Raw genomic sequence first — 16656 nt, 5'->3', positions numbered from 1 at the left:
ACAAAACCCCAGTTCCCAATACTATGCTAACTACATAGGATGATGGTTTGCTGGGGTTTATATGGTATTATTAAAAAATTTGTTTGTGGTTATGGCAGAGTTCCTGTCCATCCTCTGCTTCTAATTTAGACACATCTTCAATTTTTATTCTCTTAGACAAGATATACGTTAAAAGAAAAGCTGCCAATGTTCTGACCCCCAATAGAAGCCAACCGTTTGCCCCTACTGCAACAAAAAGCAAAGTATCTTCAAACACTGCATGGCAGGTTATTAGGAATACAGTGATTAGGAATAAATCCCTTTTGGACAAATTCCCTTCCTTCGCACTTTGAATGATTACTCCTGCACCATAGGAGAGGCCGAAAATAATTCCCACTAAAAAAGGTAGCACTGATTCTTGGGAAGTATTAAAAATTTTAGATAAGAAACTAAAGGGTCCTGTTGCTTTATCTAGTACTTGATAATCCTTCATAAGCTGCATTACAATCATAATAGGGATGATGATTATTGCAATTGAATAAACAGAATTAAAACTCCCGAGGGCAGCTTCCTTCAATATATCCATCATAGTAATATCCCCATCCTTCCTATAATTATTCCCGATACCACCGCTAGGCTCACTCTAATAAAGACAACCTTAAATCCACTAATCCCTAGCTTTTTGGCTACTGCCGTCTCAACCAGTTGTGAATGGGAGAAGGATAACATCATGGAAAGGGTCGTGATTTCCAATGCACTGAGGTCTACAGCTTTGATAGCTCCTATTGCCGCATAGATATTTAAGAAATTTCCCAAAACTAAAATAATAGCTGCTTCCCCTGGGAGATTAAATAGAGCCATGACAGGTTTAAATAGCTCTGCCACCCAACCTAAAATCGGTGTGTATTGTAAAAAAGTGACTACAAAAAATACTGGCACAATGATTTTAGCCAGCATCCAAGTGGTCTCTAGCCCCTTCTTAAATCCGTCAATTACTGATTTAACAATCATTTTTTTCCTCCTCACGTGTTATGCTCTAGATAGTTTTATCGCTTTTTACTTCTTTGCTTACGCTTTTACTCTTCTCCTGCTTTTTAAAAATTCATCGCTGGTCAACATTCGATTGCAAATTTTATTTTGCCTCACTAAGTATTATATAATATTTTTTGACTATAAGAAAATATTTTATTTCTATTTATACTAGTTTCAATAAAACCATCTCAACATTAGCCTATTCAAAGTCATTAGTAGTGTCCATCACAGGAATATATTGTGGTAGTTGTGTCTATTTCCATGATAGAAAGAACAATTAATTTAAGCTATAATAATTATTAGCTTTCTATTTTGGACTAGAGGGGTGTGATACGATGGCGGATTTTACTAAAGATTTGAAGGAATCAAAGGTTTTAATAAAGGAGGATGTCCTTCGTATTCGGGAATATATTTTAACTAAATATCCCCATTACTCCCCCCAAAGTCGGGCAGAGGTTTTAGCCAATGCCATTGATGGAATCGTGGGCAAACACTTAGAGGGCTTTTCTCCCTATTACCGACACAGAATTCAGGAGCAGATTTTCAAAGGCCCTCTATTAAAAAATCCCGATGGTATTTTTTTACTTGATGTTTTTGAAGTCTCTCTTATCCTTTCCCTTGAAAACAAGGATGAGCAGTTCCTATATGACCTCCATAACTGGGTGAATGGGAATATTAAGTCCCCTATTCAGTTGTCGGAAATCATTACATATCAAAATAACTATCAACATAGTCTACATAATGAAAGTAATGCTCTAAATATTAATGAAGAACATATTGCTTTGGACTTACATTCACAACATGCTTTACTGGAAGATGAGACTCCATTAGAAAATAGTGTGACAAATCATTTTAATGAAATTCATCCGATAAATGTAGAAGTAAAAGAAACAACAAATCGTAATCCTGTTACTTCTAAATGCAAGTTAGTAGCTTATAATCCTAAGTCCATCAAAAAGACCCCTGAGAAGCTTTCCTTTCCCAAAGGCCTTTTAAAATCTGCAAAATTACATACATATATTGCTGTATCAGTACTCATACTATTTTTTGCTGGTCGTTTAATGGTGTCAGTTTCGGCGGATGAAGATACGATCCCAGTCCTTGAATCTCCCAATAATGTCGTTCATTCCCCAGCCCATCTACCTCTTCATTTTCATTATAAGGAGATTAATGGTGATAAGCTGAAGGCATACTTAACTACGAGAAATTCTTTATTGAAGGAGGAACCCTACTTCACAGCCATACTTGATGCAGCTAAGGAATTTGGACTCAATCCCCTTGTATTGTTTGCCATTACAGGTCATGAGCAGGGATTTGTTCCTAAGGATCATCCCGCTGCTTTAAAAATTGTCAACAACCCCTTCAATGTCTTCCATAGTTGGCAGGATTATAACACTGACATAGGTGACTCTGCTAGGATTGCTGCCCGAACTGTCATTAATCTATCAAAGGACCGCCCTGATGACATGGATGCATTCCAATGGATTAACCGTAAGTATGCCGAGGATAAAAACTGGTGGCAGGGTGTAAAATCCATCTTCAATCGATTAGAAAAAGAAGTAGAGTAATTTTGAATATAGTTATTTAATCAACATACCTAGTTCCTTTAACTCTTTACTGGTGAGATCTCTCCATTGACCGATTTTCATCTCACCCAAATGAATGTTCATGATCCGTATCCTTTTGAGTTTTACTACTTCATATCCAAAGACTTGACACATTCTCCTTATTTGTCTATTCAGCCCTTGGGTTAGAATAATGTTAAAGGTCTTGTCATTGATTTTCTTTACTTTACAGGGCTTGGTTTTTGTACCAAGGATTCTAACTCCCTTTGACATTCCCTCGATAAAGGAATTGTTGATGGGCTTATTCACCGTCACTATATACTCCTTCTCGTGGTTGTTTTCTGCCCTTAAAATCTTATTGACAATGTCCCCATCATTGGTAAGGAGAATTAACCCTTGCGAATCCTTATCCAGTCTGCCAATAGGAAAGATTCTCTCTTTATGGTTTACCAAATCTACGATATTCCCTGCTATATGTCTTTCGGTGGTGGAGGTGATTCCTACTGGTTTGTTGAGGGCGATATAGACGGGCTTTCGCTTTGCCCTGATAGGCTTACCATCCACCTTTACTACATCCCCTGACTCCACTGTACTTCCCAGCTCTGCCACTTTACCATTGATGGTAATCCGCTTTGCTTGAACCCAACTATCGGCTTCTCTTCTTGAACATACTCCCGTTTCACTGATGAATTTATTAATTCTCATTTAAAAATCCCTTCTTTACTGGTTTAAAATGCTAGATTTATATCATTATTATTCTAACACTAATTTACCAATTAGATAACACAAAGTCCATAATATTTTTTTATAAAGTATTGACCCACAAAATATTTTACATCTAACTTTTTAGAAACTGATTTATCTTCAACTTTAATTATCTTTATTTTTTATCTTCTTCTATCTTCGTTTTATCTTTTAGTTGGACTTTTCCCCCTCATTTTATGGGGGCCTTTAACTCCCTTTTTCTTTTTATTCTCAAGGAATCGAATTTCTCTTTGAAGCTTTAGATAGCTTTGGAAGCGAGATTCTGCTAGAGATCCATTTTCAATGGCATCCTGTACAGCACATCCTGGCTCATTTTTATGGCTACAATCATTAAATTTACATTGCTGGGCCAATTCTTCAATATCGCCAAAGGTCTGTTGCACACCTTCACTACCTTCCCAAATCTGGAACTCCCTCATGCCTGGGGTATCAATGATCAGTCCCCCGTCCTTTAGGACAACCAACTGTCGATGGGTGGTGGTATGTCTACCTTCGTCATCATCCTCTCTAATCGCCTGTACTGCCAATATTTCCTCCCCTGCTAGGTTATTAATTAATGTGGATTTACCCACCCCAGAAGAACCTAAGATGGCGACTGTCTTGCCAAATCCTAAATATTTTCTAATTTCATCTAATCCTCTACCTTCTAGGGAACTGATGATACATATAGGTACACCTACAGCGATGGCGTCCAACTGACTTACCCTTTCTTCTATATCATCACATAAATCTGCTTTACTGAGGACAATAACGGGATTTCCTCCACTTTCCCAAGCCATAGTAAGATATCTTTCAATCCTTCTAACATTAAAGTCATTATTTAAGGAACTGACGATCAGAACAGTATCAAAGTTGGCAGCAATGATTTGCTCCTCCACATCTCTACCCGCCACCTTTCGTGAAAACTTACTCTTTCTTGGCAATACCCCGTGGATGGTGGCTTTATTTTCTTCTGGTCGTAGAGAAACAACAACCCAGTCCCCCACTGCTGGAAATTCTCCTTGACCTGTGGATTGAAACCTCATTTTCCCAGAGATTTCAGCTAAAACTTCCCCAGCTTTTGTTAAAACCCTGTAGATATGTTTATGTTCGATGACGACTCTTCCTACCTCATATCCCTTTGCTTTAAATAATTCAAATTGCTTTTCAAAATTTTGATTCCATCCATATTGCTCTAGATTTTGATTTTGTACTAAAGTGATCCTTTCATTTGCATTTATGTTTTCTTTTAAATTTTGGTTTAATATCATTATGGTTGATTCCTTCTTTCTTTTTGAGTTTTGGTTTCGATGTTTTAGTTTTATTTTGTTCAATTTTCTAGTGGTGTTCCATTGATTAGAATACTTGATGAGCTGAGTTGAGCATGAGCCTAAAAAAAGGACATAAAAATACCGCTAAGAGAACCTCCTCCTGCGGACCTTGATTTTGGGCATAAAAAAAACACGCTAACCATACCGTGTATTTGCCACAATCTATTTAGGCTGAAAGGTTAAACTCATTGATTCCCCAAAGGCACGACAAAAACAAAGGTGACCTATGGGCTTTATTCAGTTAGTTGAAAAATACCCCAAATACTTTTTTCATAATAACAACACGTCTCCTTTCAACAACTGTGATAGTTTTTTAAATAATTTAATTTGATACTTCCCTAACATTATACTGTATAAAATTGGTATAGTCAATATTTTTAGATAATTTCATTTTTTCATTTCATGCCTCCACCACTAATATTCTATCCCATTAATAAAAACATATTCATGAATGGGATACCCTATATTTTTGACTCAGAAGATAGGGATTTTGAACAGGTTTCTCAAGCCTGTTCAAAATGTATTAGATGCAAGGAACTCGAAGTCTCAGCGAAGGTAGCGTATGAATAATACGTGAGGGTGCTGAGACTTTGCAGTGACGCAGAAAAAAGGTCATTTTTAACAGGCTGAATTGAAGAAAGAAAAAAACTGTTGCAGCTCCCTCTGTTCCATACAGGTTTTTAGGGCAATGAAGTTAAATCCCCTCCGAATTTCAAAGTCAGCTAATTTGATTTGCGCCAACTCTCCCCGTGTGATTTCTTCTTGGGCGGCATCCTTGTACATGAAGCTCATACCGATTTCCTTCTTTACCATATTCTTAATGACATTCACATTCCCCAGTTCGATTAATTTTCCAAAATGATCTAGGGAGTAGTTAAGGTCATACAGTCCCCTCTCCAATACTGCCCTAGAGCCTGATCCTTTTTCCCGTAGTAGAATTGTCTCTTGTTTCAAGTCATCTAGGACTACCTTTTCCTTCTTTACTAGAGGATGATTGACGGGGGCAATCAATATGAAGTTAGCCAATTTAAATAGCTTTGCCTCATAGTCACTACGGTTAAATAATCCCTCCACCAGTGCAAAGTTGATTTCTCCATTTTCCAGCATTTTCAGTACTTTCTCTGTATTGTCCACATACATGGTGATGTCGTATTGATGAAACTGTTTGATAAAGTCTGCCATGATGGGGGCGAGGGTAAATTCTCCTATGGTCAAGGTGGAGGCAAATTTTAAGGTCTTTTTTTCTTGGTTGACTTCCTTGAGTTTTTTCATTATTAAAGTCTCACTTGCCTTTAAATTTTTGGCGTATTTATAAAACATTTCCCCGGGTTTTGTTAGTCTCAACTCCCTATTCTGATATTCTATCAAGCTACATCCATATTGCTTTTCCAATGCTTTGATATGCTGGGTGACGGCTGGTTGGGTGATACAAAGTTCCTCCGCTGCCCTTGTATAGCTACCATGTTTACATACAGTTAAAAAAGATTCTATTCTTAAATCTAGCATATCATCACCCTTTATAAGTATAATTTATCAACACATAAATATATATAATTATATTTTATAGTTAATTCATGTTAAAATCAATGTAGTTAATTAAATTGGGAGTTGATCTTATGTCATTTATTAAAAAAAATGCTCTTGGCATATTGGTGGCGATGGCTTTGGCCTTTTTATCAAGAGCCATCAGTGATAGCCTTCCCTATCATGTCATCGGAGCAGGGGTTTTCGCTTTATTATTAGGGATGCTTTTAAATCCCCTACTTTCTAAATATGAAGGATTTCAGTCTGGTTTTAGCTATACTTCTAAGAAGATTTTAAGACTTGCCATCATTCTAATGGGTTTCTCCCTCAGCTTTACTCAAGTATTGCAGGTGGGTAAGTTTTCTTTAATCGTGATGGTCTTTACCCTTTTTACTGCCTTTGGTGGTGGTTATTTATTCGGTAGACTTTTCAAGATGGATTGGAGACTTTCCAGTTTGATCTCGGCAGGTACAGGAATCTGTGGGGGTTCTGCCATAGCTGCCTTAGCCCCTGTAATCGATGCAGAGGATAGTCAAATCGCCTACGGAATCTCTGCTACATTTATCTTCGATGTTCTGATGGTGGTATTATTCCCAATAATGGGTAGATATTTCGGTATGTCGGATCTAGGCTATGGTCTATGGACCGGTACAGCTGTAAATGATACATCCTCTGTAGTGGCGGCAGGATATGCTTTTTCCAATGCAGCTGGTAATTTTTCAGTAATCGTTAAATTAACTAGAACTCTATCCATTGTTCCAGTTGTTTTAGCCTTCTCCTACATCAATCAAAGAATTGTAAAAAAAGAACTGGAGATGTTGGCTGGTGGAGATGCTGTAGCTACTGAAAGAAAAAAGGTTGATATTCAAAAGATTTTCCCTTGGTTTATCATTGCCTTCCTTGGGGCTGTAACCATCAAGAGTACTGGGGTTGTACCTATGGAGATTAGTAAATCCCTTTCAACCTTTAGTAAGTTCCTCATGGTAATGGCTTTAGGGTCTATTGGACTAAAGACAAACTTCAGCAAGTTGGCTAAGTCAGGATTTAAGCCTATGCTTCATGGTTTTATTATCTCCACTTTAGTAGTTGTGGTATCCTATATGGTGCAAATGTTGTTGGGGCAGATATAAATAATGTTGATAATCTAAAGTACCAATAGTTCTATCCTCATGTCTTCATATGGGGGGCTGCTTTATAATTTAAAATTTGAAATATTGAAACCCTAGTCAAAGTCATTTAGACTCTTCCTAGGGTTTTTCTATGCACTATATTCCCGCTATGTTATTAATTTCATATATTTTTGGATAAACTATATTTTTGAATTCACTATATCTTTGTTTCGATTATCATTAGTTTAGTACTATATTGTTTTCTAAATCCCACACTATTTTAATTTTTCCAACTCAACAGCAATGGCAGAGCCTACTCTAGCGTTGTTGTATACCAGTTCAATGTTTGCCTTTAGGCTATCCCCTTTGGTAATTTCCTTAATATAGCTCAACAGGAAAGGAGTTACTTTTTTGCCCTTTACCCCTTCTTCATCCGCCTTCTTTAAAGCATCTTCAATGGCTTTGTTGATGAATTCTGGATTTAATTCATGCTCCTCTGGAATTGGATTGCCAATCACTAGACCACCCTTTAATCCTAAAGCCCATTTGTCATGAATTAGTTGTGCCATTGTTTTTGCATCTTCTATTTTGTAATCTGCCTTAAAACCACTTTCTCTAGTGTAGAAAGCTGGGAAATCTTCTGTTCCAAAGCCCAAAACTGGTACTCCTTCTGTCTCTAGGTACTCTAAAGTTAAACCAATATCTAAAATTGATTTTGCCCCTGCACAGATTACAGCTACCTCTGTATTTGCTAATTCCTTTAGGTCGGCTGAAATATCAAAGGTTTCTTCTGCTCCCCTATGGACTCCACCAATTCCTCCTGTTACGAATACTTTAATCCCTGCCATCTTTGCAATGATCATGGTGGAGGCAACCGTAGTGGCTCCGTCTAATTTATTGGCTGTGATATAGGGTAAATCTCTTCTACTTGCCTTTAAAATCCCTTTAGCAGTTGAAAAATATTCTAATTCTTCCCTTGTAAGACCTGCCTTTAGTTTTCCTTTAATAATTCCTATTGTTGCTGGTACTGCCCCCTGCTGTCTTACGATTTCTTCCACCTTTAGGGCTGTCTCTAAATTCTGAGGATAGGGCATCCCGTGGGATATGATGGTGGATTCAAGGGCTACCACTGGCTTTCCAGATGCTAGTGCCTCTTGTACCTCTGGGCTGATTTCTAAGTATTGTTTCATGTGTATATCCTCCTTTTTAGCTGATTAGTATGATATTTACTTATACAAAATATAAAATAAATTTTCTATTGTTAGTATTCCTTTACATCAATGGTAACTGTATTGATGATTCTTTGTATTTCTTCCTCTGTCATGAGGGGATTGATGGTGCTGTAGCTACTTAATGCCACATAAGAAGCGGCCGTAGCATAGACTGTGGTTTCGTTTAGGGTTTTATCCTTAAGGTAGCAATCCACAAGTCCTGCCATGAAGGCATCCCCTGCTCCTGTTGCTCCTTTAATTTCCTTCGGTTGGCCTTTTACCACCAATTCTTTATTTCCATCGCATGCAAAGACCCCTTCTTTCCCCATACTGATGAAGAGTTGCTTAACGCCCTTCTTTAATAAAAGCTCCCCTGCTTTTCTTACATCATCTAGGGTGTTAATCTCCATATCTAAAAGTTTTGCTGCCTCGTAGGTGTTGGGCTTCAGGGTATGGATTTTATCTAGGGAATCCTTTACCCTCATTGCCTTTGCGGTGGAGACGGGGTCGCAGAATATGGGTATTTCTTTAAACATGCCACAGGCGTAGTCGATGGTGGTCTTTGGGATGTTGTTGTCGATGACTAATGCACTGGAGTTTTTGATTAGCAACTGATTTTCTTCAATAAAGCCTATGTCGATTTTCTCGTAGATCTCCATTTGAGATATTGCCACCTTCATATCATGGTCCTCATCCATGATGGAGAGATACATAGATGTAGGATATTCCTTTGAACAGAGGATATTCTTCATGTCAATACCGATACTTGTGCCTTCTTCGATTAATTTTCCCCCGTAGAAATCCTCCCCTACTGCTGATAGGAGCCTCACAGGTACAGAAAGTCGAGCAAGGTTTTCGGCTATGTTTCGCCCTACTCCCCCAAGGGAGGTTTCTATTTTCCCTGGATTGGAATCCATTAGAATCAGTTTGTCATTAGGGAATCCCTGTAGGTCTATGTTGGAGCCTCCTAAGACCGACACCATTTTTTCTTCCCTTACGATATAGCCCTTTCCTTGGATGTATCCCTTTTTCATCAAGTTGGCAATATGTACAGCCACTGATGATCGGTTGATGTTTAAAAGATCAGCAATCTCCTGCTGTGGAATCATAGGATTTTTTTTAATTATTTCCAGTATTTCTTTTTCTCTAGAGGTCATTCTATCATTCCTTTGTATTTATTGAAATTGAAAAATAATATTGAAATTAATAGTAAACTTTAGTTGATTTAATAAACTTTAGTTTAAATTTATCATAAATGTTTATGTTGTTCAAGAGTGAAAATAAAAAAAAATTTGTGGATTCTGGGTTAGGATAAAAACAGAGCTGGGGGATTAAGTTTAAAAAAGATATTATTAGCTTTTCCTTGGGTGGGGATTTTATTAGATGAAAAAAAGCCAAGGACTGAGTCTGAGCAGTCTTTGGCTTTTCTGGGTCTTTTATTATAAGTTGTTTTACTGCTTCTGAAAAGGGCTTAAAAATATTTAGAGGTGTAAGAAGTAAAAAAAATGATTTAATGAGTATACTCCAATTACATCATATCTCACCACCTCCCTTCTTTTGTGAAGTTAGGTAGTAACCAACCCTGCTATTTACGATTACCTTTTTCTTATAATATCACTTATTGTAGTTAAATCAGATAATATTCTAAGAATAGTTTTTGTTTTTCACTCATAGTGTTCAATTCCCTCTACTCTATCATTTATCATTTTACTAACTTTAGATAGTTTAACTAAAGTCAATATGCTATAATTTCCATATAGCTGATACAATCGTATAACAAATGTATTGTCAATTCGTAAGGGGGGTTAACTATGGAGAAAAACTTTAGATTAGTTTGCTTTGACATGGACGGAACATTGATTAGAAACACTGATTCAGTAAAATATCTCTGTGGAATTAATGATGGGTTAGAAGAATTATTAAAGATTGAAACACGGGAAGAAAAAAGAGAAATTTCATGGATAGAAGCAGATTATATTAAGGTTAAACTTATGAAGGGTTTGAATATTGAAAAAGTATCATCTTGCTTTAAAGATCGTATTCAATTTATTGAAAATATCGACCACGTAATCCAGTATATTAAAGATCAGGGGATGAAGTGTATTTTAGTAACAGCGGGTCCAGTTCAAGTTGCAAGAATCGTGGGGGAAATGTTTGGTTTTGATGCCGTATACGGAAGTAATTATGAAGTGCAAGAGAATATTTTTACTGGAAGAATCATCGAGCATTTAGGAGAAGAGGCAAAACTTAAAAGTTTGGAGTTATATTGTAGTGAAGTGGGTATTGATATACGTAAAACCATTGCAATCGGCGATGGTGAATCTGATATTGGAGTTTTCAGTAAATGTGGCAAATCAATCGCTATTAACTATTCTGATTGTCTAGTTGGTAAGGCTGATGTTTATTTAAGGACTGATGACTTGGGTGATGTGCTGAAGTATATAGGATAGTTGATATGCGATTTCCAGCATCCCTAGTTTTTGCATTTTCTCAATACTCGATAATAGGCTCTTTCAAAATCTCGGGGGCCAGGCAGGATGATTTACTCTTTTGACTTAATGATTAGAGAAACACCCTGCTACACCGAGGGTGTTTCTCTGTATTGACTCTATCTTTTCCATTATATTATTCTAATCCCTATTAATCTTAATCCATCTCCATCCAAGTATTCTTCAACCATTCATTCAACGCTACTTTACTAAAGATATATTTTCCCTTAACCTTAACATACTTGATCCCCGAGGTTGAGCTTCTTGTAGAGATAATCTTTGCTAAGTCACTTTTACTAATATTTAAGTACTCCGCAGCTCCATCAAAATCTAGAATATCATCTGTGTCAGAAGAGACATTGGCACTTTGATTAGCCACCTGTCTTATGGAATCCCCAATATAAATCGAACCAAATATAATGCTAAAAGCCAATAGTACAATGGCCACTGTTAGAAATTTGTTTTTCTCCATTCCATCTCCTCCTCTTAATGCTAATACTCCAAACTCCCCAAAATGTGCCAAATCTCATCCTTATATTGATTATAAAACTCCTTCGTTATCCTCACCCTTGCGCTATGAAATCCCTCGGCATCTTCCTTCTCATATAATACATACATGTCTACCTTATCGTCAGTTTTCTTACTATAAAAATCACCTTTTTTAGACTTTTGTTCTACAACGACCCAACTTGCAGGATATTTAAAACTAAATGTTTTTTCTCCAAAGCTATAGGTATAATCCTCATATCCTCCATAGTCATATTCAAAATTTGAAGAATCTACCTGATTATGAGTACACCCTACAAATAAAGAAGTAGCTAGAAAAACCTTTTGTCTCTTCTACATTAAATATACCACAATTACCCAGTATTTTATACAACTGCACACCAAATTATGGGATATTACTCGAACTAGACTTTATACATTTCGTGTATATTTATTCAGTTTATGCATAGTTTATCAATGAGTCAAAATGTAGTATTTTACATTATCAATTCATCATAGAAACTAACTAGATTAAAATGCATATTCAACTTCTTAACTTAAGCTACTCAACCTTTCCCCATACAAATTCCACTAAATATCAACATTTCCAATCATCACAACAATCACCCTATATTTTAAAAACCCATCTTCTTTAATTCCGTTTTTTAATTCGTCTAACAGCTTAATTTTACAACCAAAAGTTTCCTAAATTATTTTATAAAAAATTTATCAAAAACCTATTGCATAATTATAAATATATTTGTATAATAACTCAATGAAGTTTATAAAAATTCTACTGGAAAAAATCTAACACTAAAAAAACAAAACATTAAAAGGAGTGACAAAAGAAAATGAAAAAAATCAAAACAATTCAAAAAACAATCATTGCATTACTACTTATGGTAATGGTGGGCAGTCTGTTGACTGGATGTGCCTCCACTACTACTGGTGATGTGGACAGTGATTCTACTCAAAACACTGCTGTTGAAACAAAAACTGATGAAATTAAAAAGGCTGGTAAGTTAGTTCTTGGTACATCTGCCGACTATCCTCCCTATGAGTTCCACAAGGTGATTAATGGTAAGCCAGAGATTGTTGGTTTTGATATTGAAATTGCTAAGGAGATTGCAAAGGATCTTGGGGTTGAGTTAGAAATTAAAGATATGAAGTTTGAAGGTTTATTGGCTGCATTAGAGGCTGGTAATGTTGACTTTGTCATTGCAGGTATGTCGGCTACAGAGGAAAGAAAGAAAAGTGTTGATTTCTCAAAAACATACTATCAAGCAGAGCAGACATTACTTGTTAGAGCCGAGGATCAAGACAAAATTCAGACCATTGAGGATTTAGCTGGATTAACTATTGGTGCTCAGAAAACGACTCTACAGGAGGAGATTGCTTTAACGAAGATCCCTGGAGCAGAAGCAAAACTATTAGGAAAAATCACTGACTTAGTACTGGAATTAAAAAATAACAAAATAGATGGAATCGTCCTATCTTCTTCAGTTGCTAAGGCATATGAAAAAAACAGCTCTGATTTATTTGTTCCTAGCATTTCCTTTGGTGCTGAAGAGGGTGTAGCTGTTGCTATTAAAAAGAATAATGAAGATTTAGTTGAGGCCATCAACCAAACTCTAGATAGATTAATTGCTGAAGATAAGATTAATCAATTAATCCACGAAGCAACTATCTTATCTGAAGAAGAATAGTTACTCCCTTTATAGGGATAGGGATTACAACAAAGGGGGACCGACCTATGGATTTAGAATTTATCACAACATATTATCAATTTTTCCTCAGTGGAACCATCAATACAGTGCTTCTTGCCTTTTTCTCAGTATTAGGCGGGACAATGGTGGGGGTAATCCTTGCATTGATGAAGCTTTCAGAAAAGAAACCTGTAAAGTTCCTGGCTTCTGCCTATATTGAATTTGTCAGAGGAACACCTCTACTGGTTCAACTTTTTCTAATATATTATGGACTACCCCATATTGGTATTGATTTACCTGATATGGTGGCGGGGATTTTTGCAGTATCCCTCAACAGCGGGGCCTATGTGGCAGAGATTATCCGAGGTGGAATCCAGTCCATCGACAAGGGCCAAATGGAGGCAGGAAGATCCTTGGGGATGTCCTACAAAATGACCATGAAGGAGGTTATTATCCCTCAAGCATTTAAAAATATTCTTCCTGCATTGGGGAATGAATTTATCGTCATCATTAAAGAATCTGCTATTGTATCAGTAATTGGTATCCATGAGCTGATGTACAAGACGGATGTGGTACGGGGAATCACTTATAAACCCTTTACGCCCCTGATCGTCGCAGCAATAATCTACTTTGTATTAACTTTTAGTATATCAAAATTCCTTGGAATTGCAGAAAGGAGCATGAGGGCCAGTGATTAAGGTAAGTAATCTTACAAAAAACTTTGGAAAGCTCACAGTATTAAAGAGTATTAATGAATCTATTAAAAAGGGCGAGGTTGTTGTTGTCATTGGTCCCAGCGGCTCTGGCAAAAGCACATTTCTGAGATGTTTGAATCTGTTGGAGGAACCCACCAGTGGTGAAATTAATTTTGAAGGTACTTCCATCACCGATAAATCTGTCAATATCAATCTTCATCGGGAGAAAATGGGGATGGTTTTCCAACAGTTTAACCTCTTTCCCCATATGACAGTGTTGGAAAATATCACAATCGCCCCTATTAAGGTAAAGGGGATTTGCAAGGAGGAAGCAGAAAAAACTTCCCATAGACTTTTAAAAAGAATCGGACTTTCCGATAAAGCCCAAAGCTACCCCAACAAGCTCTCTGGGGGACAAAAACAAAGGATTGCTATTGCTAGGGCATTGGCTATGTCTCCCGACGTTCTCCTATTTGATGAACCCACCTCTGCCCTTGACCCTGAGATGGTGGGGGAAGTATTGGATGTGATGAAGGAGTTGGCATCAGAAGGAATGACCATGGTGGTGGTGACCCATGAAATGGGATTTGCCAGAGAGGTTGCCAGCAGAGTCCTCTTTATGGATGATGGACAAATCGTCGAGCAAAACACCCCAAGTCAGTTGTTTAGTCATCCTCAGCATCCAAGGACTCAGGATTTCTTAAGTAAGGTATTATAATTTGAAATCATAACATAAATTACGTATCGGTCAAGGATTCGTTGAAATACCAAACTAAAAAACTAAAAGCATAGAGATGATTGTTCATTACAATTTCTCTACGCTTTTTTTCTTCATTTTCTCTCTTTGCCCTCTGCTTTTTCTACGATGGTTTGTTTCTTTATTCTATTTCTATTTGTATTTCTATTTCTATTTTTATTTTTATTGTTTTCTATTGATTTATTGTTATTTCATCAATCTACTATCCTACTCCCTATAAATCCTCGGTGGTTAGTCTCAAGGTCTTCACTCCGAAGGTAAAGAATACTAGACCGAATAGCAGTAGTATAAATATTTCATTTCCAATGTTTAATATACTCTGCCTTTCCCATAGTTTTAGAAACGCCTCAATCAACCATTTCTGAGGAGTTAGATTTGATAACTTCTGTATAAAGTCATTCATAAATTCTATTGGGAAGAAGGCTCCCCCAATAAAGCTTAATGTGACGGCAATAATTGTTACCACCATGTTATATTTCTCTCCATCTTTAACAAATCCCACAACCCCAATCCCTAGACCAATGGCTGTCATTAAGAAAATCACCAACAGCAGGAAAACATTTAAAATACTTGTTCCAAAGTCATATTTAAAGATGATTGTTGCTACTATTAAAAATACAGTAATTTGCAAAACCCCTAATACAAAATTGGCCATAAGATGCCCTAATGCCATTTCGTATTCCTTCAAAGGAGCACAGAAACTTCTCATGAAGGTTTTTAGACGTTTATCCTCAATCAACAATTGCATTCCCGTTCCAATAAACATGATAATAAACATTGAAATCATCCCTATTGCAACTTTTGCCTGATGTTGTTTTCCTTCTTCTTCGGCAGTGACCTCCACCTGTGGGGGATTTCCGCCAATAGCTGCTGCCATATAGCCCTCCAGTTCCCCCATGAGATTGATGACATCCTCATCCTGTTTTTGACTAATGAGTTTGATTTTATTTTCTAACCCGATTTCATGTGGAAAAACAACACCGCACTTGATTTTTTTGATTTCAATCAGTTCTTGAAGATTTCCTTCCTCCACCACTAGGACATCATATTTTCCAGTTGCCTCTATATAGTCTATTAGCCCATAGTCATTTTGAGGTATGTTTCCAAGTCCTAGCTTTATTGGTTCTGCTCCACCAAACATTAGCACTGCCAATACCGCCGCAATCACAGGAAAGATGAAAATAAATCCTAGGGAAGTAAGCTCCCTCAATAGTCTTCTCATGACATTTAAAGCAATCAATATACTATTCATATAGATCCTCTCTCCTGTATAGAAAACTTGCAGTCAGTATTAATACTGTTCCAATCAATGCAATGATGGTTAGATTCATGATTATATCCTGCAGCCCACCACCTTGGGCTAAGGTGATATAGGATTCTGCAATCCATTTATTAATGGTGAATTTTGATACTGTATCCAATTTATCTGTCTGAATCAACCCACCGCTCATAAAGGTCATTCCGATAACCACAATGGACATTATCCCACCAGCAATCTTGGGATTATTGAATATTGCTGAGATTAGAAATGACATTGCCGTTCCAACAAAGACTCCCATTAGGGTAACAATCATTGTATTAATCCAAGAGTCTCCCCAAGAAACATCAAATAGTTTAAATGAAGATACAATAATAATGGAAGTAATCATCAATACAGTAGCCGAATGTCCCAGTAATATTCCCGTCAACATCTTAATTTTACTAACAGGAGCAGCATAAATTCTCATCATGGTATTTTGCTCCCGTTCCGCCACGATTGTTGCCCCAGCAATCATACTGGTGATTAAAAGAAATTGTACCAATATTCCTGCAGTAAAGGTTTGTAACAAATCACTGGACCCACTGGTGAGGGTAATTAATTCTACAAAACCCTCTTGAAGATCTATCCCCCCTTGGGCAGCATTTTGACTGATATCGCTAATTAAATAAATCTGCATCAAGGGTATTAAAATTAAAAAGAACAATAGCAGATAATTTTTTGCTAAGTCTTTAAAATTTTTCACTGCAATACTCCACAATACCATTCTA

At 36.8% G+C, this 16656-nt stretch carries 17 protein-coding genes; 6 read left to right on the top strand and 11 right to left on the bottom strand.

Annotated features, from left to right (window positions below):
- Positions 1-70: 70 nt before the first annotated feature.
- Positions 71-568, bottom strand: a complete 498-nt coding sequence (locus JOC73_RS11215; RefSeq protein ID WP_243427952.1) for a nucleoside recognition protein — start codon at positions 566-568, stop codon at positions 71-73.
- Positions 565-990: a nucleoside recognition domain-containing protein gene (locus JOC73_RS11210; protein WP_204403228.1), complete on the bottom strand. Its 426-nt coding sequence runs from the start codon at positions 988-990 to the stop codon at positions 565-567. The genes JOC73_RS11215 and JOC73_RS11210 overlap by 4 nt, the downstream gene beginning before the upstream one ends.
- Before the next feature lie 356 nt (positions 991-1346).
- Here JOC73_RS11210 and JOC73_RS11205 point away from each other — a divergent pair, with 356 nt between their 5' ends.
- A complete protein-coding gene (locus JOC73_RS11205) occupies positions 1347-2579 on the top strand; it encodes a glucosaminidase domain-containing protein (RefSeq protein ID WP_204403225.1) in 1233 nt (410 codons plus the stop codon).
- Positions 2580-2591: 12 nt separating this feature from the next.
- Here the strand turns inward: JOC73_RS11205 and rluF are convergent, their stop codons facing one another.
- From rluF to JOC73_RS11190, 3 genes are all read right to left on the bottom strand, one after another.
- On the bottom strand, positions 2592-3281 hold the full coding sequence (gene rluF, locus JOC73_RS11200) for a 23S rRNA pseudouridine(2604) synthase RluF (RefSeq protein WP_204403223.1): 690 nt from the start codon (positions 3279-3281) through the stop codon (positions 2592-2594).
- Positions 3282-3484: 203 nt separating this feature from the next.
- Positions 3485-4591, bottom strand: coding sequence for a ribosome small subunit-dependent GTPase A (gene rsgA, locus JOC73_RS11195; RefSeq protein WP_204403221.1), 1107 nt, complete (start codon positions 4589-4591; stop codon positions 3485-3487).
- A 678-nt stretch (positions 4592-5269) separates the two neighbouring features.
- On the bottom strand, positions 5270-6157 hold the full coding sequence (locus JOC73_RS11190; RefSeq protein ID WP_204403219.1) for a LysR family transcriptional regulator: 888 nt from the start codon (positions 6155-6157) through the stop codon (positions 5270-5272).
- A 110-nt stretch (positions 6158-6267) separates the two neighbouring features.
- On the opposite strand from JOC73_RS11190, the gene JOC73_RS11185 reads away from it, so the two are divergent.
- Entirely contained in the window at positions 6268-7305 is a 1038-nt protein-coding gene (locus tag JOC73_RS11185) for a YeiH family protein (RefSeq protein ID WP_204403217.1), read from the top strand.
- 254 nt (positions 7306-7559) lie between these two features.
- Here the strand turns inward: JOC73_RS11185 and JOC73_RS11180 are convergent, their stop codons facing one another.
- Both JOC73_RS11180 and JOC73_RS11175 read right to left on the bottom strand, forming a co-directional pair.
- Complete coding sequence (locus JOC73_RS11180; protein WP_204403214.1) at positions 7560-8474, bottom strand: pseudouridine-5'-phosphate glycosidase; 915 nt, start codon at positions 8472-8474, stop codon at positions 7560-7562.
- Between the two features lie 71 nt (positions 8475-8545).
- Positions 8546-9652, bottom strand: coding sequence for a PfkB family carbohydrate kinase (locus JOC73_RS11175; protein WP_204403212.1), 1107 nt, complete (start codon positions 9650-9652; stop codon positions 8546-8548).
- Between the two features lie 654 nt (positions 9653-10306).
- Between JOC73_RS11175 and JOC73_RS11170 the strand changes: the two genes are divergently transcribed.
- Complete coding sequence (locus JOC73_RS11170) at positions 10307-10945, top strand: HAD family hydrolase (RefSeq protein ID WP_204403210.1); 639 nt, start codon at positions 10307-10309, stop codon at positions 10943-10945.
- Between the two features lie 196 nt (positions 10946-11141).
- On the opposite strand, the gene JOC73_RS11165 is transcribed toward JOC73_RS11170, so the two are convergent.
- Both JOC73_RS11165 and JOC73_RS15310 read right to left on the bottom strand, forming a co-directional pair.
- Positions 11142-11456, bottom strand: coding sequence for a helix-turn-helix domain-containing protein (locus JOC73_RS11165; RefSeq protein ID WP_204403208.1), 315 nt, complete (start codon positions 11454-11456; stop codon positions 11142-11144).
- Between the two features lie 20 nt (positions 11457-11476).
- On the bottom strand, positions 11477-11602 hold the full coding sequence (locus tag JOC73_RS15310) for a hypothetical protein (RefSeq protein ID WP_279381052.1): 126 nt from the start codon (positions 11600-11602) through the stop codon (positions 11477-11479).
- Between the two features lie 719 nt (positions 11603-12321).
- On the opposite strand from JOC73_RS15310, the gene JOC73_RS11160 reads away from it, so the two are divergent.
- From JOC73_RS11160 to JOC73_RS11150, 3 genes are read left to right on the top strand one after another with little or no spacing between them, the layout of a single operon-like run.
- A complete protein-coding gene (locus JOC73_RS11160) occupies positions 12322-13176 on the top strand; it encodes a transporter substrate-binding domain-containing protein (RefSeq protein ID WP_204403206.1) in 855 nt (284 codons plus the stop codon).
- A 47-nt stretch (positions 13177-13223) separates the two neighbouring features.
- Entirely contained in the window at positions 13224-13874 is a 651-nt protein-coding gene (locus JOC73_RS11155; protein WP_204403204.1) for an amino acid ABC transporter permease, read from the top strand.
- Positions 13867-14589 (top strand): amino acid ABC transporter ATP-binding protein, encoded by a 723-nt coding sequence (locus tag JOC73_RS11150; protein ID WP_204403202.1) that lies wholly within the window; start codon positions 13867-13869, stop codon positions 14587-14589. Before JOC73_RS11155 ends, JOC73_RS11150 begins: the two co-directional genes overlap by 8 nt.
- A gap of 253 nt (positions 14590-14842) precedes the next feature.
- On the opposite strand, the gene JOC73_RS11145 is transcribed toward JOC73_RS11150, so the two are convergent.
- Together JOC73_RS11145 and JOC73_RS11140 are read right to left on the bottom strand one after the other, a co-directional pair.
- Positions 14843-15880, bottom strand: a complete 1038-nt coding sequence (locus JOC73_RS11145; RefSeq protein WP_204403200.1) for an ABC transporter permease — start codon at positions 15878-15880, stop codon at positions 14843-14845.
- On the bottom strand, positions 15873-16652 hold the full coding sequence (locus JOC73_RS11140; RefSeq protein ID WP_204403198.1) for an ABC transporter permease: 780 nt from the start codon (positions 16650-16652) through the stop codon (positions 15873-15875). Before JOC73_RS11140 ends, JOC73_RS11145 begins: the two co-directional genes overlap by 8 nt.
- Between the last annotated feature and the right edge of the window lie 4 nt (positions 16653-16656).

Origin of the sequence: Alkaliphilus hydrothermalis, from assembly GCF_016908555.1 — a bacterium.
GTDB classification, from domain to species: domain Bacteria; phylum Bacillota; class Clostridia; order Peptostreptococcales; family Natronincolaceae; genus Alkaliphilus; species Alkaliphilus hydrothermalis.
This window is presented reverse-complemented; position numbering and strand designations above follow the sequence as displayed.